Raw genomic sequence first — 23,368 nt, forward strand, 5'->3', positions numbered from 1 at the left:
AGGGAAGCGATCGCCAAACTGCTGGATAGCGTGATCGAAAGCCCGCAGGTTGACGTCAGCGTGGCTGCCTTCCGCTCGCAAAAAGCCTATGTCACTGGCGAAGTCGTCAAATCTGGTCAGCAGGCAATCACCAATATTCCCCTGACGGTCATGGATGCCGTCAACGCGGCAGGCGGGCTTTCTGCCGATGCGGACTGGCGCAATGTGGTTCTCACTCACGAGGGGAAAGATTCGCGCCTCTCTCTGTATGCGCTGATGCAGCACGGCGACCTGACGCAAAATAAGCTGCTCTATCCGGGCGATATCCTTTTTGTGCCTCGTAATGACGCCCTGAAAGTCTTCGTGATGGGGGAGGTGATCAAGCAGAGCACGCTCAAGATGGACAGGAGCGGAATGACTCTTGCTGAAGCGCTAAGCAATGCGGGCGGCCTGAATCAGGATATGGCCGATGCGACGGGCATTTTTGTCATTCGCTCCATTGCCAAAGGCAACGACGCGGGAAAAATTGCCAACATTTATCAGCTTAACGCGCAGGATGCCTCCGCGATGGTGTTGGGCACTGAATTCCAGCTTGAGCCGTACGACATTGTCTACGTCACCACGGCACCGCTGTCACGCTGGAATCGCGTCATTACGCAGCTCGTGCCGACCATCAGTGGCGTTCATGACCTGACCGAAACGGTCCGTTACATCAGATCGTGGCCGCAATAATGTTTGATTCCATCTTAGTGGTCTGCACCGGCAATATTTGTCGCTCGCCGATTGGCGAGCGGCTGTTGCGTCAGCTGCTACCGGGAAAACGGATAACCTCGGCAGGTATCTATGGGCTGGAGGGCAGCCCGGCGGATGTCAGCGCTCAGGACGTGGCCAGGCGACATGGGATCTCACTTGAGGGACATCGCGCGCGCAAACTGACCCCGCAGATCATGCGGGAATCGGATCTGATTCTGGTGATGGAACCTGCCCATCTTCGCTTTATCTCTGACATGGCCCCGGAAATTCGCGGCAAATCGCTGCTTTTTGGGCAATGGCTGGGGCCGCAGGACATCCCAGATCCCTATTGTAAAAGTCGTGAAGCGTTCGATTATGTTTTCGGTCTGCTGGGCAAAGCCAGTCAGGAATGGGCTCATCGTTTGAGTCAACAAGGAATGAAGCGTTAATGTCGTCTTACACAACAGACAGTTACGGTGCGGCAGCACCGGAGAACCATGAAATCGATCTCATTAGCCTGCTCGGCGAGGTGATCGATCACCGTGCAGTCATTTTATCGATAACTTTCCTGTTCACCCTGCTGGCGGGGCTGTATGCCTTTCTGGCCACGCCCGTTTATCGCGCTGATGCCTTAATCCAGGTAGAAGGAAAGCAGGATAACAGCCTGCTCAAAAATTTAAGGCAGTTTGGGAGTGAGATGTCTCCCGATGTCGAACCTGAAATTCTTCTGCTTAAATCGCGGATGATCCTGGGCGCAACCGTCGATGAATTAGGCCTAACGCAGCACGTGACGCAGCGTACGTTCCCGGTAGTGGGACGACTGTGGGCACGGTTGCAGGGCCGTAAACCGGCGACGGTTGCCCTTGGCTGGCTGCAACTTCCCCCTGTTGAAGGAAAGCCTCGCACCCTTGTGCTCACTGTGCTGGAAAAAGGGGCATACCGGCTGGAGGGGGATAACTTTTATGCCGAGGGCAGGGAAGGGAAACCATTGGAAAAAGCTGGCGTTTCACTGCTGGTGGTGAAAATGAATGCGCCAACGGGCACGCAATTCACGGTGCAAAACAGCACCCGTCTGGAAGCTATCAATACGCTCAGCACCCAATTTAGCGTCGTTGAATCGGCAAAGCAGAGTGGGGTGCTGACGCTCACGCTGACCGGAAACGATCCTGAGCGCATTGCGCATGTGCTTGACCGGATTGCCAACAACTATCTGCAGCAAAACATTGCGCGCCAGGAAGCACAGGATGCCCGCAGTCTTGCATTTTTGCAGAAGCAGTTGCCTAAAATCAGAAGCGAACTGGATCTGGCTGAAGAGCGGCTGAATCAGTATCGCAAACAGCGTGACTCGGTGGATCTCTCCCTGGAAGCGAAATCGGTTCTCGAGCAGATTGTGAATATCGAAAACCAGCTCAACGAGCTGACGTTTCGTGAGGCGGAGATTTCTCAGCTGTTCAAGAAAGAGCACCCGAACTACCGCGCCTTGCGTGAAAAGCGTCAGACGCTTGAGCAGGAGAAGGTTCGCCTTAATCAGCGTGTCGCCGCCATGCCATCGACTCAGCAGGACATTTTGCGCCTCAGTCGGGATGTGGAGTCAGGCCGCACCATTTATTTGCAGCTCCTCACCCGTCAGCAGGAGCTGAACATTTCGCGCTCCAGCGCCATTGGTAACGTGCGAATTATCGACAGCGCGGTGACGCAACCCGATCCCATCAAACCGCGAAAGCTGGTGGTCATCGTCTTAGGCATCCTGTTGGGGCTGATATGCTCAATGGGGCTGGTCCTGGTCCGCATGGCGCTCAGACGCGGCATCAACACCTCCGAGCAACTGGAAGGGCTTGGCGTACAGGTGATGGCCACCTTGCCCCGTTCCCAGTGGCTGTGGAAAAAAACCAACCTGCGTAAAAAACGCGTATTTGGCTCACGCTGGAGACACAAGATTGTCGATGTCCCTTTCCTGCCGGTTGATCGGCCTGCGGATGTTTTTGTCGAGGCCGTGCGGGGGCTGCGCACCAGCCTGCATTTCACCTTGCAGGATGCCGCTAACCGGATCGTGATGATTTCAGGCCCAACGCAGGACTGCGGTAAAACCCTTGTCAGCACCTCGCTGGCCGCGATTGAGGCGCAGGCCGGGCTCAGGGTGTTATTCATTGATGCGGATATGCGCGAAGGCTATGTACACAACATCTTCGATCTGAAAAACCATACCGGGCTTTCCGACGTGCTTGACGGAAAATGTCATTTCCAGGCGGCGATTCAGCGCTATGAGAAAGGCAACATTGATGTGCTAACCTGCGGGCCGGTTCCGTTACGCCCCTCTGAACTGCTGATGAGCGAACGCTTCAGGGCGTTAATGACCTGGGCAGACGAGCATTATGATCTTGTGATCCTCGATACCCCGCCGGTGCTGGCCGTAACCGACGCCTCAGTGGCTGCCCCGGTGGCCGCCACCTCGCTGCTGGTGGCCCGCTATGGTAAAACCAGCCTCAAAGAGATGGAGAACAGCATTAAGCGTTTGCAGCAAACGGGGGCGCATATCAACGGCACCGTGCTGAATGATGTGGTGAAATCGGCAGCGCTGTATTACCGTGCAGGCTATGGCCATTACGAGTATGGCCAACGCCCGACACGGCAACCGCGCAAGGATTAGTGCTTCACCAGCGTGGCAAAGTAATACACCAGCGGAATGGCGAGGATCCAAAGACCAACGGGGATTTCTCGCCATTTTCCTGCAATCGCTTTAATGACGATGTAAAACAGCAGCCCTCCCGCAATCCCTGTCCCGAAGCTGTTGGCAATCAGCGTAATCATTACCATCATCAGCACCGGCAGCCCGTCGGTGAAGTTTGCCAGATTCACCTTACGCAGGCCGCTGAACATATTCAGGCCGATCAGGATCAGGGCAGGGGCGGTGGCTTCTTTTGGGATCATGAGCGCAACGGGCGTAAACAGCAGCATCAGCAAGAACATGACCGCAGCGGCCAGCGCCGTCATGCCGGTTTTCCCCCCCGCTTCTGCGGCCGCGGAGGATTCGATCAGCGCCGTGGCGGCAGGAATACCCACCCACGGGCCAATCGCGGCGGCAATCGAGTCCACCATAAACGGGCGATTGATGTTTGCCATATTGCCCTCTTCATCCAGCAACCCGGCTTCACCTCCCACCGCCAGCGTGGTGCCCATGGTGGAGAAAAACTCCGATGCGAAAAAGACAAACAGGAACGGCAGGAAGGCAATATTCAGCGCGCCCAGCATGTCGATATGGCCCAGCACCGGCGTCAGTGAGTGAGGCATGTCAATAAAGCTGGCAGGAAGGTGGGTCACCCCCATCGGAATGCCTACGAGGGTGGCAAACAAAATGGCCCACAAAATGGCGCCCGGAATGCGACGCGCCTGCAGGGCAATGGCGAGGAACAGACCGCTGAGCGCCACCAGCGCGCCTGGGGAGAGAAAATCACCCAGCATCAGCGCGTTCGTTTTTGCGTTAGCCAGCACCAGCCCGGCATTGCGAAAGCCCAGTACGGCGACAAAAAGACCGATAGAGGCCGTCAGTCCCAGTTTGATGGACTGCGGTACGGAGCGGGTCACAACCTCTCGCAGGCCAAAACGGGTGAGCAGGAAGAACAAAATTCCCGACCAGCAGGCAATGCCCAGACCAATTTGCCAGCCGATGCCTTCACTGCCCGCCAGCGTTACCCCAACCAGCACTGAGCCACCAATGCCGGGCCCGACAATAAACGGCAGGTTGGCGTAAAACGCCATCAGCAGCGTACCGGCCACAAACACCAAAATGGTGCCGGTGGTCGCCGCGCCTTTATCCATCCCGCCCACGGCCAGCAGCCCCGGGATGACCACCAGCAAATAGGCGGCGGCGAGAAAACCGGTGAGACCGGCCAGACACTCTGTGCGCACGGTACTGCCGCGCGTATGCAGTGCAAAACGACGTTCAAGCCAGTTCCCTGGTGCTGGCGAATTAACGGTATTGTCGGCCATTATCCGGCTCTCCTTCGGTATTATTGTGTGGTGTCCGGGGTTTCCCGGTAAGAAATCAGCGGATCGACAATCTGGCGCGTGCTGCCATCGGTCAGTCCAAGATCGGTTAAATGCGGCCCGGTGTTGCAGGCAAGGCACGTCCCTTCAATGGCTTTAAATACTCTGTATGGCGGCTCCCAGTCGGCAATCTGGCTGCTGCGTTCACGCAGTTCACGAAACTGGCGCGCCAGTTCCGCAGGGGCGAGTTCTGACAACATCCCCGCAATGGGCATCGCCACATGGGCAATCACGTCCCCGTTCTGGACCAGCGCCATCCCGCCACCGCTTTGGATCAGCGTGTTGGCGGCCAGTGCCATGTCATCAGGATTGCGTCCCAGTACCACCAGGTTGTGTGAGTCATGGGAGTAGCTGGTGGCAATGGCCCCCCGCAGCTCTCCCCAGCCTTCCAGCAGGGCGATTTGCGGTTTTGCCGCATGGCGCGCGTGGCGGTGCTGAACCCAAATCAGGCTAAAACCAGCCGGTATCTCAACGCGTCCGTCACGTACCCGGGCGTCGGTTTCTCCCCAGCGGGTAAAACGTGCGCCGCTGATATGACGCAGGCGCGCCACACCGTGGTTTGCGTTGTCGATGCGCATGTAAAAATCTCTGGCGGTCAGCGACGACAGGCGCACGGTATCCCGGGGCAGCGTCAGGGGCGTATCAACAATCGGCTCGATCATCGCTCCGTTACGGGCAATGCATTTTCCGGCGACGTACACCCGGCGAGCCGTCAGTTTATCCAGTGAATCGAACACCACCAGATCCGCACGACGACCCGCGGCAATCAGCCCGAGATCGTTACGCTGCAGGCGCAGGGAAGCATTCAGGGTGGCAAACCGCAGCGCGTCCGTCGCCGGAAGGCCATGTTCAATCAGCAGGTTGAGCAGGGCGATGATGCCGCCTTTTTCCATCAGGATGTCCGGTGGGACATCATCAGTGCAGACCGTGATTTGTGACGACAGATGCGGCAGCGTTTTCAGCGCGCTGACGATATCAGGCAGCAGATAAGGATGCGAGCCGCGGATCTCCAGCGTCAGCCCGGCGCGTAATTTTTCCAGCGCATCGTCGGCGGAGGTGAGTTCATGATCGGAGGTGACGCCCGCCGCCAGATACGCCTGTAAATCCGCGCCGCTCAGACCACGCGCGTGACCTTCAATCAGCTTCCCACTTTCCAGCCCGGCCTGCAGGATCTCAAGCATACGCTGACTGCCATTCAGCACCCCGTGCATGTCCATCACTTCCGCCACGCCGCGCACTTCGGGCCAGCCAAGCAGGGTATTCATCTCTTCGCCCGCAAAGTCTGCGCCGGACATCTCCAGCCCCGGTGTGGAAGGAACGCTCGATGGCGCCGCGACCATTACCTGCAGTGGCAGGTTGCGGCTCGCCTCAATGGCAAAGCGGACGCCCTCAATCCCCAGCACGTTTGCCAGTTCGTGCGGATCCCAGAACACCGCGGTGGTGCCCTGCGCCAGTACGATCTCTGCGTAGCGGGCGGGCAGCAGGTGCGAGCTTTCAAGGTGAACATGCGTGTCCATTAGCCCCGGAGAGAGAAACTGGTTATTCAGGTCATGCGTCTCAAGCGCATCGTTGCGGCTGCCGCGCGGATGGACGCTGGCGATAAGCGAGCCGACGATGCCCACATCCGCGTCGCGGATCTCACCGGTTGCCATATCAACAACTCGGGTATGCGTAAGCAACAGGTCAAACGGCGTTTCGCCTCGTGCAGCCTTCACGGCGCGGCGTCGGGTTTCGGCAGTCATGCAATTAACAGTTCCAGCATTGAAATATTGACGTTACTCTATGCACCCGGCAAACGTTTGCCCAGCTGATAAAATTTATCGCCCGATAACCCCGGGTTATTCTGTGACGCGTGTAATGGATAATGATGACGGAACCCTGGCAGCGCTTGCCTGCGCTCTCCCTTCGGCAGCTACAGTATTTTGTCACTCTGGCGCAGCTGCGTCATTTTACGGATACCGCCAGTAAACTGGCCATCAGCCAGCCGGCACTCAGCAGCGCCCTGCGGCAAATCGAAACCGTGCTCGGCGGTAAACTGGTCAACCGTACCGCGTCGGCGGTCACGCTGACCGAGCTGGGTCACGCCATTCTGCCACACGCCCAGCGGGTGCTCAGCGTGGCGCAGCTGGCGTTTGATGATATGCAGCAGATTGTGCAGGCCGGCGGCGACGGTACGGTGCGGATCGGTCTGGTGCCTTCAGTCAGTTCGCTACTGTTTCCGCTGCTGCCGCAGACGCTGGCGCAAGCCTTTCCACGTCTGCGGGTGGAGTTTCACGACCAGACCAACGATGCGCTGGTGGCGCAACTGCTGAAAGGGCAGATTGATTTTGGCATCGGGGCGCTGGACAACTCGGTACCCGAACAGCTGGACGTGTTCCCGCTGCAGGAGGATCCGTTTGTGGCCGTGTTGCACTGCGACGATCCGCTCGCCGCGTCGGCACATGTTCCCTGGAAACAGCTGGTGGGCCGGGATATTGCCGTTTTCTCAAAAGGCAATATTCAGCGGCTGGTCAATGCGCTTGCCGAAAGCCACCGTCTGTCCCTGCAGACCCGTTATCAGGTGGACTATATCGAGACATTATACGGGCTGGTGCGCTCGAAGCTTGCCGTGGGGATATTGCCTCAGCTTTACACCACCCACCTGCAGGACTCGCAGCTTAAGGTGGTTCACCTTCAGCAACCGGCCCTGGCGCGCACGGTGGCGCTGATGCGTGCCCCGCAGGCGCTGCCTCCGCTCATTGAATCCTGCTTTACCCTGATGGTTGATACCTTACGCACCAGGTAGGGCGACACTTCTTTACAGCGAAACGGCGCGCAGCTCGCTAAGATGACTTTCGTTAAATCACGAGGTCACAATGGAAAACCGCAAATTCAGCCAACTGCGCCGCTGGGCGCGGGAAGGGATCATACTCGTACTGCTGGCGCTGGCCGTGATGTGGGGTGTGGATCAGTACCGCAAGCCGACATTACCCGCCACGTTTAGCGCTACCCCAATGCAGGGTATTGATGGCTCAGTACATGACATTGCTGCACTCAGTCAGGATCGGCCGCTGCTGATTTACGTCTGGGCGACCTGGTGCAGCATCTGTCGTTATACCACGCCTGCGGTCAATAGGCTGGCAGAAGAGGGCGGGAACGTGGTGAGTATTGCCATGCGCTCTGGTGATGACGCTAAGCTTGCGCGCTGGGTCGAAAAGAAGCAGCTGAAAATGCCGGTGATTAATGACGAAAACGGTGCGCTGTCACAGCAATGGCAGGTTAGCGTAACGCCGACGCTGGTGCTGGTCTCTAAAGGCAATGTCGTCAGTACAACAACGGGCTGGACAAGCTACTGGGGATTAAAAGTCAGGATGTGGTGGGCAGGGTTATAAAAATAGCCCCTCTTCCGGTGGAAGAGGGGCTGTGTATTACTTCGCCAGAACTTCCTGCGCAGTACGCTCAACCAGAGACAGCAGGGTTTTGATATCCTCCAGCGTCACGGTTGGGTTCAGTAGCGTCAGCTTCAGACAGGTCACGCCGTTATGCTCGGTCACGCCGACGTTTGCACGGCCGGACTCCAGCAGCGCATCACCAATTTTTTGGTTCAGCAGGGCGATACCTGCATCATCTGCCTGCACCTCGCCACGGAAGCGGAACAGCACGCTTGCCAGCTGTGGCTGCATAACCAGTTCCAGTGCGGGCTGCTCTTTCACATAAGCTGCAACCTGCTGTGCCAGCGTCACGCCGTGATCGATAATCGCCGCGTATTGCTCCTGACCCAGCGCTTCCAGGCTCATCCACAGCTTCAGCGCGTCGAAACGGCGTGTGGTCTGCAGCGATTTGGAAACCAGGTTCGGCACGCCGGCTTCTTCGTCGAACTCAGAGTTCAGGTAAGCCGCCTGATAGCGCATCAGCTCATAGTGGCGCGCTTCCTTCAGCAGGAATGCACCGCAGCTGATGGTCTGGAAGAACTGTTTGTGGAAGTCCAGAGTAACGGAATCCACCAGTTCAATGCCGTCCAGGTAGTGGCGATACTGCTCAGACATCAGCAGTGCGCCGCCCCAGGCCGCATCAACGTGTACCCAGATGTTCTGCTTCGCCGCCAGTTCAGCAATGGCACGCAGCGGGTCAATAGCACCGGCATCGGTGGTCCCTGCTGTCGCGACAATCGCCAGAATCTGTTCGCCGTTGGCGTTGCACTGCTCGATTTTCGCCGCCAGATCGGTCAGATCCATGCGAGAGAATTCGTCAGTTTTCACCTGCACGACGGACTGATAACCCAGACCCATCAGCGCCATGTTTTTCTGCACGGAGAAGTGCGCGTTTTCGGAGCACAGTACGCGGATCTTACGCAGATCGCCCGTCAGACCATCCTGCTGGACAGAGTGACCCTGACGTGCGAAGAACGCATCACGTGCCAGCATCAGACCCATCAGGTTGCTCTGGGTGCCGCCGCTGGTGAAGACACCCGCGTCGCCAGCCTGATAACCCACGCGGGTACGCAGCCATTCGATCAGTTTGATCTCAATAATGGTTGCGGACGGGCTTTGATCCCAGGAGTCCATGCTCTGGTTAGTGGCGTTAATCAGCACTTCCGCCGCCTGGCTAACGACCAGGCTTGGGCAGTGCAGGTGCGCCACACACTGCGGGTGATGAACGGACAAACTGTCTTTCAGGAAGAACTCCACGGCGCGTTCAATCGCCGCTTCGTTGCCCAGCCCTTTCGGGTTGAAATCCAGCTTAATGCGATCGCGCAGTTCCGCGACCGTTTTGCCCTGATACATCTCAGGCTGTTTCAGCCACTGCATCACAGCCTGAGTGCTTTGTTCAATCGCCTGCTGGTAAGCTTCAATGCTCTGCGCAGAGGAGAACAAAATTGGGTTTGAATCAGACATCGTAATCAACAACTCCGGTTACGCCGGGCGAACGCCCGCAGCAAGCAGTGCCTGCTCGAATTTATCCAGGAAGACTTTCAGCTCATCATCGCTGATCAGCAGAGAAGGCAGCAGACGCAGAACGATACCGTTACGACCACCGCGCTCCAGAATCAGGCCGGCTTCGAAGCACTTCTTCTGAATCAGTGCAGACAGCTCGCCATCACCCGGGAAACAACCCATGTGGTCAGCGGCTTCGTGTGGCTTAACGATCTCAATACCGATCATCATGCCCAGACCGCGAACGTGGCCGATAACCGGATAGCGTTTCGCCATCTCGTTCAGCTGGCCTTTCAGCCATTCGCCCTGTGCAGCCACTTTGCCAGCGATGTTCTGGTCTTTCAGGATCTTCAGCGTCGTCAGACCGGTTGCCATCGCCAGCTGGTTGCCGCGGAAGGTGCCGGTGTGGTGACCTGGTGCCCATGCATCGAACTGCTTTTTGATACCCAGCACAGCCAGTGGCAGACCGCCACCAACGGCTTTAGACATCACGATGATGTCTGGCTCAATGCCCGCGTGTTCGAACGCGAAGAATTTACCGGTACGGGCAAAGCCTGCCTGAACTTCGTCCAGGATCAGCAGAATGCCGTGTTCCTGAGTCACTTTACGGATGCGCTGCAGCCACTCAACCGGAGCCGGGTTCACGCCGCCTTCACCCTGAACGGCTTCCAGGATTACCGCAGCAGGTTTACGCACGCCGCTTTCAACGTCGTTGATCAGGTTTTCGAAGTAGTAGGTCAGCGCTTTCACGCCTGCTTCACCGCCGATACCCAGTGGGCAACGGTACTGGTGTGGGTAAGGCATGAACTGCACTTCTGGCATCATACCGTCTACCGCTTCTTTCGGAGACAGGTTACCGGTCACGGACAGTGCACCGTGAGTCATACCGTGGTAACCACCCGAGAAGCTGATGATACCGCTACGGCCGGTGACTTTTTTCGCCAGCTTCAGCGCCGCTTCCACGGCGTCAGCACCGGATGGACCGGTGAACTGCAGGCAGTACTCTTTGCCCTGACCAGGCAGCAGAGAGAGCAGGTATTCGGAAAACGCGTCTTTCAGAGGCGTAGTCAGATCCAGAGTATGTAACGGCAAGCCGCTGGTAATGACATTTTGGATGCTTTTCAGCACATCAGGGTGGTTATGGCCAAGCGCGAGAGTGCCTGCGCCTGCTAAACAGTCAAGGTATTCTTTATTATCTGCATCGGTGATCCACACGCCTTCTGCTTTAGTGATGGCTAAAGGCAGTTTGCGCGGATAACTCCTGACGTTAGATTCAAACTCGGCCTGACGGGCCAGATAGGTTTCGTTGCTTTTGTGGGCATCTACGGTGTCAATACGGACTTTATCCGTCATCATATCACTCCTACAACCGCCGCTTCGTTATGAGCCACGATTGAATAAAAAGTTAAAAAACAGATGGGGGCCTGAAAAAAACGCCGCCAATATAGAGCCTTTTGCCACGGGGCTCAATGGTTAATTTGTTTACTGTTTTGTGACATGGGGCACAGGGGACGGAATATCCCCGTTTTGAGAAAGAAAATTATGTGTTATGGCAAATAAAAACAGCCGGTTACGTGCTAACTGCCTTGAGGGTAAAATCATAAAAAAGAGTGTGACAAATCGTGCCATTTTTCCCTGAAAGGGAGGTTGACCGCCTCCTTAGCCTGCTTATTACTGCGACAGGGCTAAAAAGCGGTGGTCATCATAGATGCGTAATGGAATTCCGCATTAAAAATGGACTTTCAACGCGCGTGGTTTCCCGATGGGTTTCACCGTGAATAATATGCAGAGCACTGAGGCGACCAATTTCATAATGCGGCAATTGAACCGTTGAAAGAGGCGGAAGAAAGAGTTCTCCAATGCCCACCATATTGTCATAGCCGATAACTGCGATATCTTCAGGGATGCGAATCCCTTGCGCCAGCAGGGTCTGGTAAACCATCAATGCGATACGATCGTTGCCGCAGATAACCGAGTCGAACTGGGGAAGGCCATTCTGAATGCGCGCCTGCAGAACTGACGGAATGTCGCGATAGTGCTCGTCCCCAAACGCCATATAACTATGATCCAGACGGTCCGGGTCGAGCCCCGCTTCACGGCATGCACGTTCCAGCCCGTGACGGCGTCGGGTTGTGGCCAGATGATCTGCGGGTAAATGCAGGCACAGGGGCTGTCGATAGCCTGCGGCGAGTAACGCCTGTACGGCGGCGTACTGCCCCTGTTCATCATCAGGAATATAGCTGGCGACCTCTTCATCGATACTTTCGCAGTTGGCCAGCACGCAGGGAAGGGTAAGGAGCTTGGCCGGGAGAGGAACCTGACGTAATCCCATGGTGGTGTAAATAATGCCGTCCGGGCGGTGAGAGAGCAGCAGATCGACGATTGCCTCCGGGTTGTCATCGGTAAACATATTCATGACGAAACTGTTCCAGCCGTGCATCCGGGCCGTCTCTTCAATGGACAGCGTAATCTCCACCGAGAAAGGTGTCGTCACCGTATCGAGTGCCAGCACGCCTATGGTTTTTGGCGAGGCATGCGCGCCGCGTACTTTCTTGGCGGAAAGATCGGGTACGTAGCTGGTCTGCTCAATAGCCTGCTGTACGCGTGCCAACGTTTCCGGTTTAAGGCGCTCCGGGTTGTTAAGCGCGCGTGAGACGGTCATCAGCGATACGTTAGCCAGCTTTGCGACGTCCTTCAGGGAAGCCATTTTCTTACTCCGTTAATGTCACGTGTTAAAGAGTATACAACTAAGTTACTGATGTAAAAGGAAAGGGGGTATGTGAGTGGAGCCAGACAGGCTTCATTGATGAATAATTGATCGCGATCTCACTTCTGTAATGTTAACGTTAACTTTCGTGATTAACATCATGAATCTGCTCCAAACCGCATGAGTAACGCTCAATGTTAACGTTACCATTTTGTCATTACTCCAACATGAGAATGCCATGATGAAAACGCATCACTCTCACAGCTATCCCTTATTGAGCGCATTACTGTTTTTCTTTTTTGTCACCTGGTCTTCTTCCGGCTCTTTGCTTTCCATCTGGCTCCACCAGGAGGTGGGCTTAAAAGCGGGCGACACCGGCATTATCTATGCCGTGCTTTCTGTCTCCGCGCTTTTCGCTCAAATCTGCTATGGATTCATTCAGGACAAACTTGGTCTGCGCAAGAACCTGCTCTGGTTTCTGACCAGCCTGCTCATTCTTTCTGGTCCGGCCTTTTTGCTGTTTGGTTATCTGCTGCAGATTAACGTCTTACTCGGCAGTATTTTCGGCGGGATTTATATCGGCCTGACGTTTAACGGTGGGATAGGGGTACTGGAGTCCTATACCGAGCGTGTCGCCCGCCAGAGCCATTTTGAGTTCGGCAAGGCGAGGATGTGGGGATCGCTTGGCTGGGCGGTGGCAACCTTTTTCGCGGGACTTCTGTTTAACATTAATCCGAAGCTGAACTTCGCTGTCGCGAGCTCTGCAGGACTGCTGTTTTTTGTTTTGCTGGCGCGTCTCAGGGTCTCTTCCGCCCCGCACGCCATGCAGGAAGCGGTGTCAGGCGGTAAAGTCACGCTGGAAGATGCATTGCGTCTGCTGACGCTGCCGCGGTTCTGGGCGCTGGTATTTTTTGTTATCGGCACCTGTATTTATGGCGTTTACGACCAGCAGTTCCCGGTCTATTTCTCCTCCCAGTTCCCGACGTTACAGGAAGGAAACGCCATGTATGGCTATCTCAACTCCTTCCAGGTTTTTTTTGAGGCGGCGGGCATGTTCTGCGCCCCATGGCTGGTGAATCGCCTTGGCGCAAAGAATGGCCTGATTTTTGCGGGAATGGTGATGGCGATGCGTATGGTGGCTTCGGGGCTGGTTGAGGGACCGGTACTGATCTCCATTACCAAGCTATTACACGCGGTCGAACTGCCCGTTTTGCTGGTCTCAATTTTTAAATACAACAGCTTACATTTCGATAAACGGCTCTCTTCCACCCTCTATCTGGTGGGCTTTGCCTGTACCAGCTCGGTGATCGCCTCGGTCCTGTCGCCGCTGGCGGGTTACAGCTATGAGAAATACGGCTTCGCCCAGTCCTATCTCATTATGGGGCTGTTAGTTTTCAGCACCACGTTTATCTCCATCTTCCTGTTGCGCTCGGGTAAATCCTCTTCAGACCCGCTCATGGCGCAACCTTCCACTATCTGATCGAAAGAGTAGAAAAATGGCGTATTCAATTACTAAAGCAGAGCAGGAACTTCAGTCCAGACGCGAAGGGCTCAACCTGCGCTGGTATCCGCGTTACCACCTCGCTGCGCGCGCTGGCTGGATGAACGACCCAAATGGCCTGGTCTGGTTTGACGGCTGGTATCACGCTTTTTACCAGCATCATCCGTACTCCACCCAGTGGGGGCCTATGCACTGGGGCCATGCGCGTAGCAAGGATTTAGTTCACTGGGAACATCTCCCCGTTGCGCTGGCGCCGGAAGGGCCTGAAGACAAGGATGGCTGTTTTTCCGGATCGGCGGTGGTGGATGGCGATACGCTGGCGCTGATTTACACCGGACATAAATTCCACGGCGATCCTGATGACGAGGCGAATCTCTACCAGGTGCAATGTCTGGCGACCAGCCGTGACGGCATTCATTTTGTCCGGCAGGGAATGATCGTTGATACCCCGCCAGGTCTGCATCACTTCCGCGACCCGAAAGTGTGGCGTGAAGGGGAGAGCTGGTACATGGTTGTCGGTGCGCGGGACGGTGAGACGGGCCAGGTGCGTGTATATCGTTCTGCCGATCTGCGTGAGTGGCAGGATATGGGCGTGCTGGCGGTGGCTGAAAAGGAGATGGGCTACATGTGGGAATGCCCGGACTTTTTCACGCTCAATGGCAAACGCGTGCTGATGTTTTCGCCTCAGGGGATGGCCGCTGAAGGATTCAAAAATCGTAATCTTTTCCAGAGCGGTTATCTGTTGGGCGAATGGCTGCCCGGGCAGCCTTTTGTGCGGGAAGGTGAGTTTGTGGAGATGGATCGCGGGCATGATTTCTATGCGCCACAAAGTTTCCTCACGCCTGATGGTCGCCGCATCGTTATCGGCTGGCTGGACATGTGGGAATCCTCCCAGCCGGAACAGGAGGACGGCTGGGCAGGCATGCTCTCTTTACCGCGCGAACTGACGCTTAGTGCGGATAACCGTCTGCAAATGCGACCGGCCAGAGAGGTCGAAGGCCTCCGGCGAGCGTGGTTCCCCTGGCCGGTCAGCACGTTGACTCATCAGCAGATGGCTCTGGTGGAACGCTGCGACGCGATGGAGGTTATTCTGCAGTGGGATTGTGCCAACAGCAGTGCCGAGCAGTACGGCATGAGTCTGGGAGAGGGGCTGCGCGTCTACGTGGATGCTCAAATGCAGCGTCTGGTTCTTGAGCGAAACTATCCGCAATATGGCCTGTGCGGGACACGAAGTGTCGCGCTGAACCTGGATAATACGCTTAGTCTGCGTCTGTTCTTCGACAGTTCATCCGTGGAAGTTTTTGTCAATGAAGGCGACGCGTGTTTAAGCAGCCGAATTTATCCTGAGGCAGGGCGAAGGGAAATAAATTTATTCGCCTGGGGAGGCTCAGCGTTACTCTTTGAAGCCGGAGCCTGGCAGCTGGAGTGACGACTTCCCGTTCATTCGCATGGTGAGTTTGCAATAAAGGGGCAGCCACCCCTTTATTGTTGCCGGTTTAGATCATCATTTTGACAGCTGGCTGTTCACAACAATCCCCTTTTCAACCACCAGCGTTAAGGTATATCCCTGTTTATGCCATTTACCGTTGTTTGGTTTCCATCCTTGCCCCAGCAGGAATGCCGCACCGTCATCGATGGTACCGTTCATTACCGCTTCGGCCTCGCGGGAGAGCTGTTTTAAATCACGCGATTGACTTTTATCTGAATTTGCAGTGCATTCGCCGTTAGCTTCCTCAACCTGCGTACATCCTGAATGAGCAAGCTCTTTTCTGTGTCTAGGTGTCATTTGTGCATGTTGCACCGCATGAGCCGCATTCGCAAAAGCCGCATTCATCGACGCGTTGCTGATCGCTGCCTGGCGTTGTGATTCTGCGAGATAACAGGTGTCTTTAGAAATGCCTTCATTAAGACACTCCTGCATCCTTGACGCCTTTGTTGCACATCCGCCGAGAAAATACGCTATGCCGAGTATGACTACAGTAAATATCGTTTTTTTCATTGCGCTAACATCTCAATTTTAATATATGCTGTGATGATAATAATTATTATAAAAATAACTATCACCGCTAATGACCAGTAAATGATTTTAATTTTACATCCCAGTAGATCATTTAATTGCGCTCTTGCTTTGATATAAACAAAGCATGTCATTGCAAGAGCAGACATCTAAATTATTTCAGGAATTTAAACGCAACTTGCGATTAATGGTTTTACTCTATGTGGTTGTTTTTAATTACCAGCCAAGCCCTATACCCGCCCCTACAGCATAATCGTTATTCGTTGTGGTGGTGACACCCGCTTTCACAATGGCATGTTCACCCGCATGGAAGGACGCGCCTACCGCAACGGCGCTTTCGTCATGAAAAGTCCCGGCACCCGCACTCACCATAAGCGTTTGATCCCGCTCGACTTGCGGCATTGAAGCGATAGCAACGGCACCGGCGATTCCACTACGGGACTCTTTTTTATTATCGTCCACGTCGTCTTTAAGGCTTTTAAACTGTGCGTTAGAACTTTTTTGCTGCTGAATAAGCATTTGTCGGGCCGCGTTGAGCTCCTGTGCTTGCCCGGCTGTTTGCGTAGTCAGCGTATTGATCTGTTTAACGGCGGCTGTATCAGTGACATTACGGGTGATAATCGTCGTCACGCCGTCTTTGCCCGGACGGCCATCACGACCATTAATGACCTGGTTGTGTTGACCGTCTAAATGTGTTGCCTGCGCGGTTTTCAACGCCGTTGCAGAACCATCAACAGAGGTTTGTATTGGGTCAACCGCAATTTGTTTCACGGGAGTTTTCTGCGGCGGCAGAACAGGCGTGGGCGCCTGACCAGGCTCAATATGCTGCCCGTCCAGGTGAGGGGCTAATAATACTGGCTGTGGTGCAACCGGTGTTTGTTGCGTCGGCAGGGTAATAACAGGTGTGGCAGTAAATTGCTCATTCTTTGCGGAAATATATGCGTCCCCCCAACTGGATGTAACCGGCGAGGTAGAGGCAAGAACTGCTGTGCCAGGAACAGAAGTTAAAATAAAAACAGATACGGCGGTTTTATTACATTTCATTTCCAAACTCTCATCAATAAAATTATTTCGCTATCCTGGCGGGAGGATATAACGTCTTGTTATATTTAATTTAAAAAAGGAGGTTGCGGTGATTTTTGCTAAATCACTTTTTTTGTAACGCGCAGCAACTATCCCGGATATTCACGTTTTATTTATTGATCTTCATCAATACTGGCACGCATGGCTAAAAAGGGGAGTTTGAGAGCGGATTGATCTACTCATTATAAAACAAGGAGTTAATTTTTATGGGGATTGACGGGCGTTCTTGGGTAAAACTAAGAATACATTAATCTTGCTTATCTGTTTTCGTCAAAAAATTACATTATTACGCCTGTTTAATTAATTTATTTAAAGCGTCTTTTGGTTTTCCTTTCTATTGATTTCGTTATTTGTTTTGAATGAAACTTTTATGATTGCCTCTGCAAAATATTTTCCACATGAAAAAATATCATGTTGTAACGGTTTAAAAACAACGAATTTATCGTGTTTAGGTAACAATGATTTAATTATCGCGAAACGTATAGCTAAAAAATACAGGAATGATCTCCCTACGATAAGCTGCGGCCACATGCTGCATGCGACTGGACTTGTAGAAACCCCTTGCACCGTGGCCTTCGCTACGGTTACACTAAATTCAAGCAAATGTTTGTATCTAGCTATTTGTTTTAAAAGTATTTTGACTCGGGGTGCCCTTCTTTGTGAAGGCTGAGAAATACCCGTATTACCTGATCTGGATAATGCCAGCGTAGGGAAGTCAGATGCCTTCCCTGGTCATCGCTTCTTCACGCAAGGCAGGAGCGAACCTATGCAGCCTGACCTGCTCGATTTACACGTTTTACATCACTTCCGAACCCGTTCCCCGCTCACGCACTGTATGACCAATGATGTCGTGCAAACCTTTACGGCCAACGTTCTGCTGGCGCTTGGCGCTTCTCCGGCAATGGTGATTGAAGCCGAAGAGGCCGAGCAGTTTGCCGGAATGGCCGATGCGCTGCTGATTAACGTCGGTACCCTCACCACGCCCCGCGCGCAGTCGATGCGTCGGGCTATTGAGAGCGCGGTGGCGGCAGGCAAGCCCTGGACGCTTGACCCGGTTGCGGTGGGCGCTCTGGCGTTCCGTACCCGCTTTTGTCATCAAATCCTTGCCCTGAAACCAGCAGCCATTCGCGGCAATGCGTCGGAAATTCTCGCCCTTGCGGGGATGAGCGCAGGGGGACGCGGTGTAGATACCACCGACACCGCCGCCGCCGCGCTACCCGCCGCGCAGGTGCTGGCTCGCCAGACCAATGCCATTGTGGCAGTGACGGGGGAGGTGGATTACGTCACCGACGGTCAGCGCACCCGAACGGTTGCGGGCGGCGATCCGTTAATGACCCGCGTGGTGGGCACCGGGTGTGCGCTCTCGGCGGTGGTGGCGGCGAGTTGTTCCCTGCCGGGGGAGCGGCTGGATAATATTGCCGCTGCCTGCGGATGGATGAAGCGTGCCGGAACGATCGCCGTTGCGCAGTCTCACGGGCCGGGAAGCTTTGCCAGCGCGTTCCTTGATGCGCTGCACAACCTGGAGACACAAGCATGAAACGAATTAATGCTCTGACGATTGCCGGTACCGATCCAAGCGGCGGTGCCGGTATCCAGGCCGACCTGAAAACGTTCTCCGCTCTTGGCGCTTACGGCTGCTCGGTGATCACCGCCCTGGTGGCGCAAAACACGCGCGGCGTGCAGTCGGTCTACCGTGTCGAGCCTGATTTTGTCGGTGCACAGCTGGACTCGGTATTCAGCGATGTGCGCATCGACACCACCAAAATTGGGATGCTGGCAGAAACGGATATCGTCGAAGCGGTGGCTGAGCGGCTGCAACGTTATCAGGTGCAAAATGTGGTGCTGGATACGGTGATGCTGGCTAAAAGCGGTGACCCGCTGCTCTCTGCCTCTGCTGTTGAGACATTGCGCAAGAAACTGCTGCCGCAGGTGGCGCTGATTACGCCAAATCTGCCGGAAGCGGCCGCACTGTTAGACGCGCCACACGCGCAGAACGAACGTGAGATGAAAGAGCAGGGGAACGCCCTGCTGGCGATGGGGTGCGGCGCGGTGCTAATGAAAGGCGGCCATCTCGATGACGATGAAAGCCCGGACTGGCTCTTTACCCGCGACGGTGAACTGCGTTTCACGGCCCCGCGCGTGCATACCAAAAATACCCACGGTACGGGGTGCACGCTCTCTGCCGCGCTGGCGGCGCTGCGTCCACGGCACAACAGCTGGGACGATACGGTACGCGAGGCCAAAACATGGCTCTCGGCCGCGCTGGCAAAAGCCGATACTCTGGAAGTGGGTCACGGTATTGGGCCGGTTCATCATTTTCATGCATGGTGGTAAGCCAGTATACTGGCAGTAAACACCACGCCTGAGAAAACAGAGATGGAACAAGCGCATACCCGGTTAATCGCTCAACTGAATGAACGGATCGCCGCGCCCGACAACATGCCGCTGTATCTGAAATTTGCCGAAACGGTAAAAAACGCGGTACGCAGCGGAGTGCTGGAGCACGGGAATATTCTGCCCGGCGAGCGCGATCTGAGCCAGTTAACCGGGGTGTCGCGCATTACCGTGCGCAAAGCGATGCAGGCGCTGGAAGAAGAGGGCGTGGTAACGCGCGCCCGGGGTTACGGGACACAGATCAACAACATCTTTGAATATTCGCTTAAGGAAGCGCGCGGGTTTTCCCAGCAGGTGGTGCTGCGCGGTAAAAAACCTAACACGCTATGGGTGAATAAACGGGTGGTGAAGTGTCCGGAAGAGGTGGCCAGCCAGCTGTCGGTACCCCCTGACAGCGAGGTATTCTTGCTTAAGCGCATTCGTTACGTTGACGATGACGCGGTGTCGATTGAGGAGTCCTGGGTTCCGGTTGAGTTAATTCATGACCCGGACGCAATTGGCATCTCGCTGTACGACTACTTCCGTAGCCAGAATATCTTTCCGCAACGCACCCGCTCCCGGGTCAGCGCCCGGATGCCGGACAGCGAGTTTCAGGCGCATATCAGTATGGATGACAAAATACCGGTACTGGTGATCAAGCAGGTTGCGCTTGACCAGCAGCACCGGCCGATTGAGTACAGCATCAGCTACTGTCGCAGCGATCTATACGTCTTTGTGTGCGAGGAGTAAGGCCTCGCGCGTCGGCGCGCAATCCCCGCCGCGGTGGCTGACCACCCAGGCCGCCACCGCATTTCCCAGCGTCACGGCATCCGCCAGACGCCATCCTGCCGCCAGACCGGCAAGCGTACCGCCCGCATGGCTGTCGCCTGCGCCAATGGTATCGACGACGGTGGCGGGAAACGCTGGAACATAACCCGATGCGTCGCCTTCATACCAGGCTGCGCCATCTTTGTCGTGACGAATAATCAGCGCGGCGCCATAACGGTGCTGCCACTGCACGCCTAAAGTATCAACGTCCATGCCAGCGCGCTCCGCGGCAATCTGCGCCTCCTGACGATTGAGCGACACGATGGGTTTCAGGGCCATGATCCGCGCCATCAGCGCGTCGGGAATATCAGCAATGCGGGGGCCAAAATCGATAAACGCGGTGATGTTTTCCAGCGACTCCAGCCAGCGTGTGAGCAGTTCGCCCGATGGCGATGCCAGCTGATAGCCGGACAGATACACCAGGCTACCCGGCGGGACGTTCAGCCCATCCAGCCAGTGCGGCTGCCACTGGTTCTCCACGCCGCTAAACGACATAAAGGTGCGTTCGCCGTCAGGCTCTACCAGCGCCAGACACCAGCCGTTATCGCCCGCTTCGGCCTCCACGGCGCTGTGCAGATCCTGTCTTGCCATGGCGTTACGGATGATCTCCGCCCATACGCCGTGGCCGACGGGCAGGGCGTTTTGCGCCGCAATGCCGAGCCGCTTCAGGGCGATGGCAATATTCAGCGCACAGCCGCCGATATTCACCCCTTGTTGTTTCAGCTCGATATCGCATCCGCGCCAGGGCAGGGCGTACGCGTCGGCGATCACGTCGATGACCGCCGCGCCCAGCACCGTGACCGGGCGTGTGGCCTGTAATGTTTCAAGACGCTGGGCTAACGTACTCATACGCCCTCCCTTTGCTCCCGGTAGTGCAGCAGTTTTTCGCAATAGTAGTCAAAATCGAGCCGGTTTTCGGTATCGAGTTCATCCTTCAGCGCCGGGTCAATCGCCTGCACCCCGTGCAGTGCCCCGCAGATGGCCGTTGCCATCGCCCCGATGGTGTCTGTATCTCCGCCGAGGTTGGCGCACAAAATCGCGCAGCGGTTAGGGTCCGTACCGGCCAGCTCCACCATCGCAATCGCCGCCGGAACGGACTCGATGGTGCTGGTGCCCGCACCAATAAGCTGATAAACCTGCTCGCTGGCGGAGTCGATACCGTGGGCTTCCCGCACGGTCTTAAGCGCCAGTTCAATACGAGCCGCCAGCGAGGCGCTGAAGGTGGTGGTATTCGCCTCCTGTGCGTAGCGGGCAATGCCGGGCAGGGCATCGACGATGTTCTGCCAGCGCTCACCGTCGATGGCGCGCGAAACCGCCCAGGCAATCACCACGGCCCCGGCGATGGCGAGGTCCGATTTATGCGTCGGGCTGGAGGCCAGCGCGACCTGCCCGACAAAATGTTCCAGCCGCGTCGCCGGTAGCAGGCAGCCCAGCGGGGAAGCCCGCATCGCCGCCCCGTTGGTCACACCGTTGTTGTCCAGTTCGCTGACGGGTTTGCCGTCGCGGATGGCGTTAAGCGCGATTTTTGAGGTGGGACCCAGCACGTTTTTATTAAAGGCATCGAAATCCAGCGCCCAGTTCAGGATGTGTTTGCCGATGACATCCGCGTCAATTTCCCCGTCGCATTCGATAATCGCATCGGCCAGGCACAGCGCCATCGAAGTATCATCGGTAAACTCCGCGCGCTTAAAATAGCAGGCCGCGTTATTCTCTGCCGGGCCGGGTAAGAAGCGGTCGATCCAGCCGAAGTGCGCTTTGACGCGCTTTCTTGGCCACAGCTCGGAGGGCATACCCATCGCATCCCCTAACGCCTGCCCGTAAAGAGCACCGAGAATACGTTCTTGTTTCATTTAACTTCCCCTTGTGTCAGCGCAGCATCGCCATCAACCACCTCAATTGCGGTGATCTCTTTGTCCGATTCGCGGAAAAACAGCATAAACAGCACGGCGATCACGGCAATCATGATCGCACCGAATGTCCACATTCCGGCCCAGTTGAAGGTCAGCCCATTCACCGGCTCTTTGTAAGCGAACATTTTTTCCATCATCACGCCGCCCAGGCGGTAACCCAGCAGGCTACCAAAGCCCTGACAGCACAGCGTAATCAGGCCTTGCGCAGCCGTACGCATATGCGCCGGCGCTTTTTTATCCACGTAGATATACGCGGTTACATAGTAGAAGTCGTAGCTCACCCCGTGCAGCAGAATGCCGAGGAACAGCAACGCATAAGTGAAGTATTGTTCCGCGCCACCGTAAACAAAGAAACCGTAGCGGATGGCGGCCGTGAGCAGGCCCAGTAGTAAGACCTTCTTAATACCAAAGCGTTTAGTGAAGAACGGCAGCGCCAGCATAAAGAAGATTTCAGAGAACTGGCCGAGCGTCATCCAGCCGGTGGCGTTTTTCATCCCCACTTCGGTGAGATAGCCGTTGGCGAAGATGTAATAGAAGGCCAGCGGCATCGCGAACAGGAAAGAGCAGAAGAAGAATACCAGGAAGTTTTTGTCGCGCAGCAGGATCAGCGCGTCCAGACCGAGCATCACTTTGAAATCCAGCTTGCCGGTACTTTTCGGCGGCGTATTCGGCAGGAAAAGGGCAAACACGCCCAGCAGGGCAGAGCTGGCTGCGGTCATCAGCAGCGGAATATTGGTATCAGAGATATCGCTATAGCCCAGCATCTGCGGCAGGAATCCGCATGCCAGACCGGAGGCGATCCAGCCGATAGTGCCCATCACGCGAATACGCGGGAAATCGGCTTCCACGTCATCGACGTTGGCGAAGGCAATACTGTTGGTCAGCGCAATGGTGGGCATATAGGTGAGAGAGTAGGCCAGCAGCAGCGGGAAGAAGGTGCTGAACTGGGTTTGCTGTGCGGCGAAGTACATCAGAATGGCACCGGCAAACATCAGCACCGCCAGCACTTTCTGGGCGGCAAAGAAGCGGTCGGTCAGCGAGCCGACGAGAATAGGCGACAGGATCGCCGCAATGGCCGTACAGGCGTAGGACCAGCCAATCTCCCCGGCGGTAAAGCCGCTTTTGCTCAGCCATAGCCACAGCGGCACAAACCACGCTCCCCAGATAAACCATTCAACAAACATCATGAATGACAGTTGGACTTTCGTTTTCATTGTTTAATCCTGCATGTCAGTGAGAGTACGCCTTTAACATACCATTCAATAATACCTTTAAAATACC

19 protein-coding genes, 1 pseudogene and 1 riboswitch are annotated in these 23,368 nt (G+C 55.5%); of the genes and pseudogenes, 10 read left to right on the forward strand and 10 right to left on the reverse strand.

Annotated elements, in window-relative coordinates:
- The 3 genes from APU11_RS14370 to etk all read left to right on the forward strand — a co-directional run.
- A partial coding sequence (locus tag APU11_RS14370; RefSeq protein WP_192842104.1) for a polysaccharide export protein occupies positions 1-711 on the forward strand: 711 nt, incomplete at its 5' end.
- Positions 711-1,160, forward strand: coding sequence for a protein-tyrosine-phosphatase (locus APU11_RS14375; protein ID WP_013097923.1), 450 nt, complete (start codon positions 711-713; stop codon positions 1,158-1,160). The genes APU11_RS14370 and APU11_RS14375, both read left to right, overlap by 1 nt.
- Entirely contained in the window at positions 1,160-3,358 is a 2,199-nt protein-coding gene (etk, locus tag APU11_RS14380) for a tyrosine-protein kinase (protein ID WP_038420175.1), read from the forward strand. The genes APU11_RS14375 and etk overlap by 1 nt, the downstream gene beginning before the upstream one ends.
- Here the strand turns inward: etk and APU11_RS14385 are convergent.
- Both APU11_RS14385 and APU11_RS14390 read right to left on the reverse strand, forming a co-directional pair.
- On the reverse strand, positions 3,355-4,698 hold the full coding sequence (locus APU11_RS14385; RefSeq protein ID WP_038979509.1) for an NCS2 family permease: 1,344 nt from the start codon (positions 4,696-4,698) through the stop codon (positions 3,355-3,357). The genes etk and APU11_RS14385 overlap by 4 nt on opposite strands.
- Positions 4,679-6,497 (reverse strand): annotated as a pseudogene (locus APU11_RS14390) (adenine deaminase C-terminal domain-containing protein). The gene APU11_RS14385 and the pseudogene APU11_RS14390 overlap by 20 nt, the downstream one beginning before the upstream one ends.
- 122 nt (positions 6,498-6,619) lie before the next feature.
- Here APU11_RS14390 and APU11_RS14395 point away from each other — a divergent pair.
- A complete protein-coding gene (locus tag APU11_RS14395) occupies positions 6,620-7,540 on the forward strand; it encodes a LysR family transcriptional regulator (protein WP_058651736.1) in 921 nt (306 codons plus the stop codon).
- A gap of 70 nt (positions 7,541-7,610) precedes the next feature.
- Positions 7,611-8,126, forward strand: coding sequence for a protein disulfide oxidoreductase (locus APU11_RS14400; RefSeq protein ID WP_020690158.1), 516 nt, complete (start codon positions 7,611-7,613; stop codon positions 8,124-8,126).
- Between the two features lie 36 nt (positions 8,127-8,162).
- Here APU11_RS14400 and APU11_RS14405 read toward each other — a convergent pair whose 3' ends face one another.
- The 3 genes from APU11_RS14405 to APU11_RS14415 form a co-directional block, all read right to left on the reverse strand.
- Complete coding sequence (locus APU11_RS14405) at positions 8,163-9,629, reverse strand: aspartate aminotransferase family protein (protein WP_013097917.1); 1,467 nt, start codon at positions 9,627-9,629, stop codon at positions 8,163-8,165.
- 18 nt (positions 9,630-9,647) lie between these two features.
- Positions 9,648-11,024 (reverse strand): diaminobutyrate--2-oxoglutarate transaminase, encoded by a 1,377-nt coding sequence (locus APU11_RS14410; protein ID WP_013097916.1) that lies wholly within the window; start codon positions 11,022-11,024, stop codon positions 9,648-9,650.
- A gap of 346 nt (positions 11,025-11,370) precedes the next feature.
- A complete protein-coding gene (locus APU11_RS14415; protein ID WP_029881777.1) occupies positions 11,371-12,375 on the reverse strand; it encodes a LacI family DNA-binding transcriptional regulator in 1,005 nt (334 codons plus the stop codon).
- Between the two features lie 238 nt (positions 12,376-12,613).
- Here APU11_RS14415 and APU11_RS14420 point away from each other — a divergent pair, with 238 nt between their 5' ends.
- Together APU11_RS14420 and APU11_RS14425 are read left to right on the forward strand one after the other, a co-directional pair.
- Entirely contained in the window at positions 12,614-13,855 is a 1,242-nt protein-coding gene (locus APU11_RS14420; protein WP_060578589.1) for an MFS transporter, read from the forward strand.
- 16 nt (positions 13,856-13,871) lie between these two features.
- Positions 13,872-15,305, forward strand: a complete 1,434-nt coding sequence (locus APU11_RS14425; RefSeq protein WP_058651734.1) for a glycoside hydrolase family 32 protein — start codon at positions 13,872-13,874, stop codon at positions 15,303-15,305.
- 75 nt (positions 15,306-15,380) lie between these two features.
- Here APU11_RS14425 and APU11_RS28605 read toward each other — a convergent pair whose 3' ends face one another.
- Together APU11_RS28605 and APU11_RS27740 are read right to left on the reverse strand one after the other, a co-directional pair.
- On the reverse strand, positions 15,381-15,875 hold the full coding sequence (locus tag APU11_RS28605; RefSeq protein WP_176490883.1) for a hypothetical protein: 495 nt from the start codon (positions 15,873-15,875) through the stop codon (positions 15,381-15,383).
- A 234-nt stretch (positions 15,876-16,109) separates the two neighbouring features.
- Positions 16,110-16,937 carry a YadA C-terminal domain-containing protein gene (locus APU11_RS27740; RefSeq protein WP_080396956.1) on the reverse strand — a complete coding sequence of 276 codons (828 nt, stop codon included), beginning with the start codon at positions 16,935-16,937 and terminating at the stop codon, positions 16,110-16,112.
- A gap of 672 nt (positions 16,938-17,609) precedes the next feature.
- A riboswitch (TPP riboswitch) is annotated at positions 17,610-17,706 on the forward strand.
- Between the two features lie 36 nt (positions 17,707-17,742).
- On the opposite strand from APU11_RS27740, the gene thiM reads away from it, so the two are divergent.
- From thiM to APU11_RS14450, 3 genes are read left to right on the forward strand one after another with little or no spacing between them, the layout of a single operon-like run.
- On the forward strand, positions 17,743-18,513 hold the full coding sequence (gene thiM / locus APU11_RS14440) for a hydroxyethylthiazole kinase (protein WP_029881782.1): 771 nt from the start codon (positions 17,743-17,745) through the stop codon (positions 18,511-18,513).
- Positions 18,510-19,310: a bifunctional hydroxymethylpyrimidine kinase/phosphomethylpyrimidine kinase gene (thiD, locus tag APU11_RS14445; protein ID WP_029881783.1), complete on the forward strand. Its 801-nt coding sequence runs from the start codon at positions 18,510-18,512 to the stop codon at positions 19,308-19,310. Before thiM ends, thiD begins: the two co-directional genes overlap by 4 nt.
- A gap of 42 nt (positions 19,311-19,352) precedes the next feature.
- Positions 19,353-20,099: a GntR family transcriptional regulator gene (locus APU11_RS14450; RefSeq protein ID WP_013097911.1), complete on the forward strand. Its 747-nt coding sequence runs from the start codon at positions 19,353-19,355 to the stop codon at positions 20,097-20,099.
- On the opposite strand, the gene APU11_RS14455 is transcribed toward APU11_RS14450, so the two are convergent.
- The 3 genes from APU11_RS14455 to APU11_RS14465 are packed head-to-tail and all read right to left on the reverse strand — an operon-like array spanning position 20,073 to position 23,301.
- Positions 20,073-21,026, reverse strand: a complete 954-nt coding sequence (locus APU11_RS14455) for a PfkB family carbohydrate kinase (RefSeq protein ID WP_058651731.1) — start codon at positions 21,024-21,026, stop codon at positions 20,073-20,075. The genes APU11_RS14450 and APU11_RS14455 overlap by 27 nt on opposite strands.
- Complete coding sequence (locus APU11_RS14460) at positions 21,023-22,027, reverse strand: ADP-ribosylglycohydrolase family protein (protein WP_040022486.1); 1,005 nt, start codon at positions 22,025-22,027, stop codon at positions 21,023-21,025. The genes APU11_RS14455 and APU11_RS14460 overlap by 4 nt, the downstream gene beginning before the upstream one ends.
- A complete protein-coding gene (locus APU11_RS14465; protein ID WP_013097908.1) occupies positions 22,024-23,301 on the reverse strand; it encodes a nucleoside permease in 1,278 nt (425 codons plus the stop codon). The genes APU11_RS14460 and APU11_RS14465 overlap by 4 nt, the downstream gene beginning before the upstream one ends.
- Positions 23,302-23,368 lie beyond the last annotated feature (67 nt).

Origin of the sequence: Enterobacter sp. 50793107 (genome assembly GCF_001463365.1) — a bacterium.
Classification (GTDB): domain Bacteria; phylum Pseudomonadota; class Gammaproteobacteria; order Enterobacterales; family Enterobacteriaceae; genus Enterobacter; species Enterobacter cloacae.

Bases quoted from the DNA above. Each gene is read 5' to 3' on its own strand.
- thiD (WP_029881783.1), top strand. From the start codon at position 18,510: ATGAAACGAATTAATGCTCTGACGATTGCCGGTACCGATCCAAGCGGC.
- APU11_RS27740 (WP_080396956.1), bottom strand. From the start codon at position 16,937: ATGAAATGTAATAAAACCGCCGTATCTGTTTTTATTTTAACTTCTGTT.
- APU11_RS14455 (WP_058651731.1), bottom strand. From the start codon at position 21,026: ATGAGTACGTTAGCCCAGCGTCTTGAAACATTACAGGCCACACGCCCG.
- APU11_RS14450 (WP_013097911.1), top strand. From the start codon at position 19,353: ATGGAACAAGCGCATACCCGGTTAATCGCTCAACTGAATGAACGGATC.
- APU11_RS14405 (WP_013097917.1), bottom strand. From the start codon at position 9,629: ATGTCTGATTCAAACCCAATTTTGTTCTCCTCTGCGCAGAGCATTGAA.
- etk (WP_038420175.1), top strand. From the start codon at position 1,160: ATGTCGTCTTACACAACAGACAGTTACGGTGCGGCAGCACCGGAGAAC.
- thiM (WP_029881782.1), top strand. From the start codon at position 17,743: ATGCAGCCTGACCTGCTCGATTTACACGTTTTACATCACTTCCGAACC.
- APU11_RS14465 (WP_013097908.1), bottom strand. From the start codon at position 23,301: ATGAAAACGAAAGTCCAACTGTCATTCATGATGTTTGTTGAATGGTTT.
- APU11_RS14425 (WP_058651734.1), top strand. From the start codon at position 13,872: ATGGCGTATTCAATTACTAAAGCAGAGCAGGAACTTCAGTCCAGACGC.
- APU11_RS14400 (WP_020690158.1), top strand. From the start codon at position 7,611: ATGGAAAACCGCAAATTCAGCCAACTGCGCCGCTGGGCGCGGGAAGGG.
- APU11_RS14385 (WP_038979509.1), bottom strand. From the start codon at position 4,698: ATGGCCGACAATACCGTTAATTCGCCAGCACCAGGGAACTGGCTTGAA.
- APU11_RS14395 (WP_058651736.1), top strand. From the start codon at position 6,620: ATGATGACGGAACCCTGGCAGCGCTTGCCTGCGCTCTCCCTTCGGCAG.
- APU11_RS14420 (WP_060578589.1), top strand. From the start codon at position 12,614: ATGATGAAAACGCATCACTCTCACAGCTATCCCTTATTGAGCGCATTA.
- APU11_RS14410 (WP_013097916.1), bottom strand. From the start codon at position 11,024: ATGATGACGGATAAAGTCCGTATTGACACCGTAGATGCCCACAAAAGC.
- APU11_RS14415 (WP_029881777.1), bottom strand. From the start codon at position 12,375: ATGGCTTCCCTGAAGGACGTCGCAAAGCTGGCTAACGTATCGCTGATG.
- APU11_RS14460 (WP_040022486.1), bottom strand. From the start codon at position 22,027: ATGAAACAAGAACGTATTCTCGGTGCTCTTTACGGGCAGGCGTTAGGG.
- APU11_RS14375 (WP_013097923.1), top strand. From the start codon at position 711: ATGTTTGATTCCATCTTAGTGGTCTGCACCGGCAATATTTGTCGCTCG.
- APU11_RS28605 (WP_176490883.1), bottom strand. From the start codon at position 15,875: ATGAAAAAAACGATATTTACTGTAGTCATACTCGGCATAGCGTATTTT.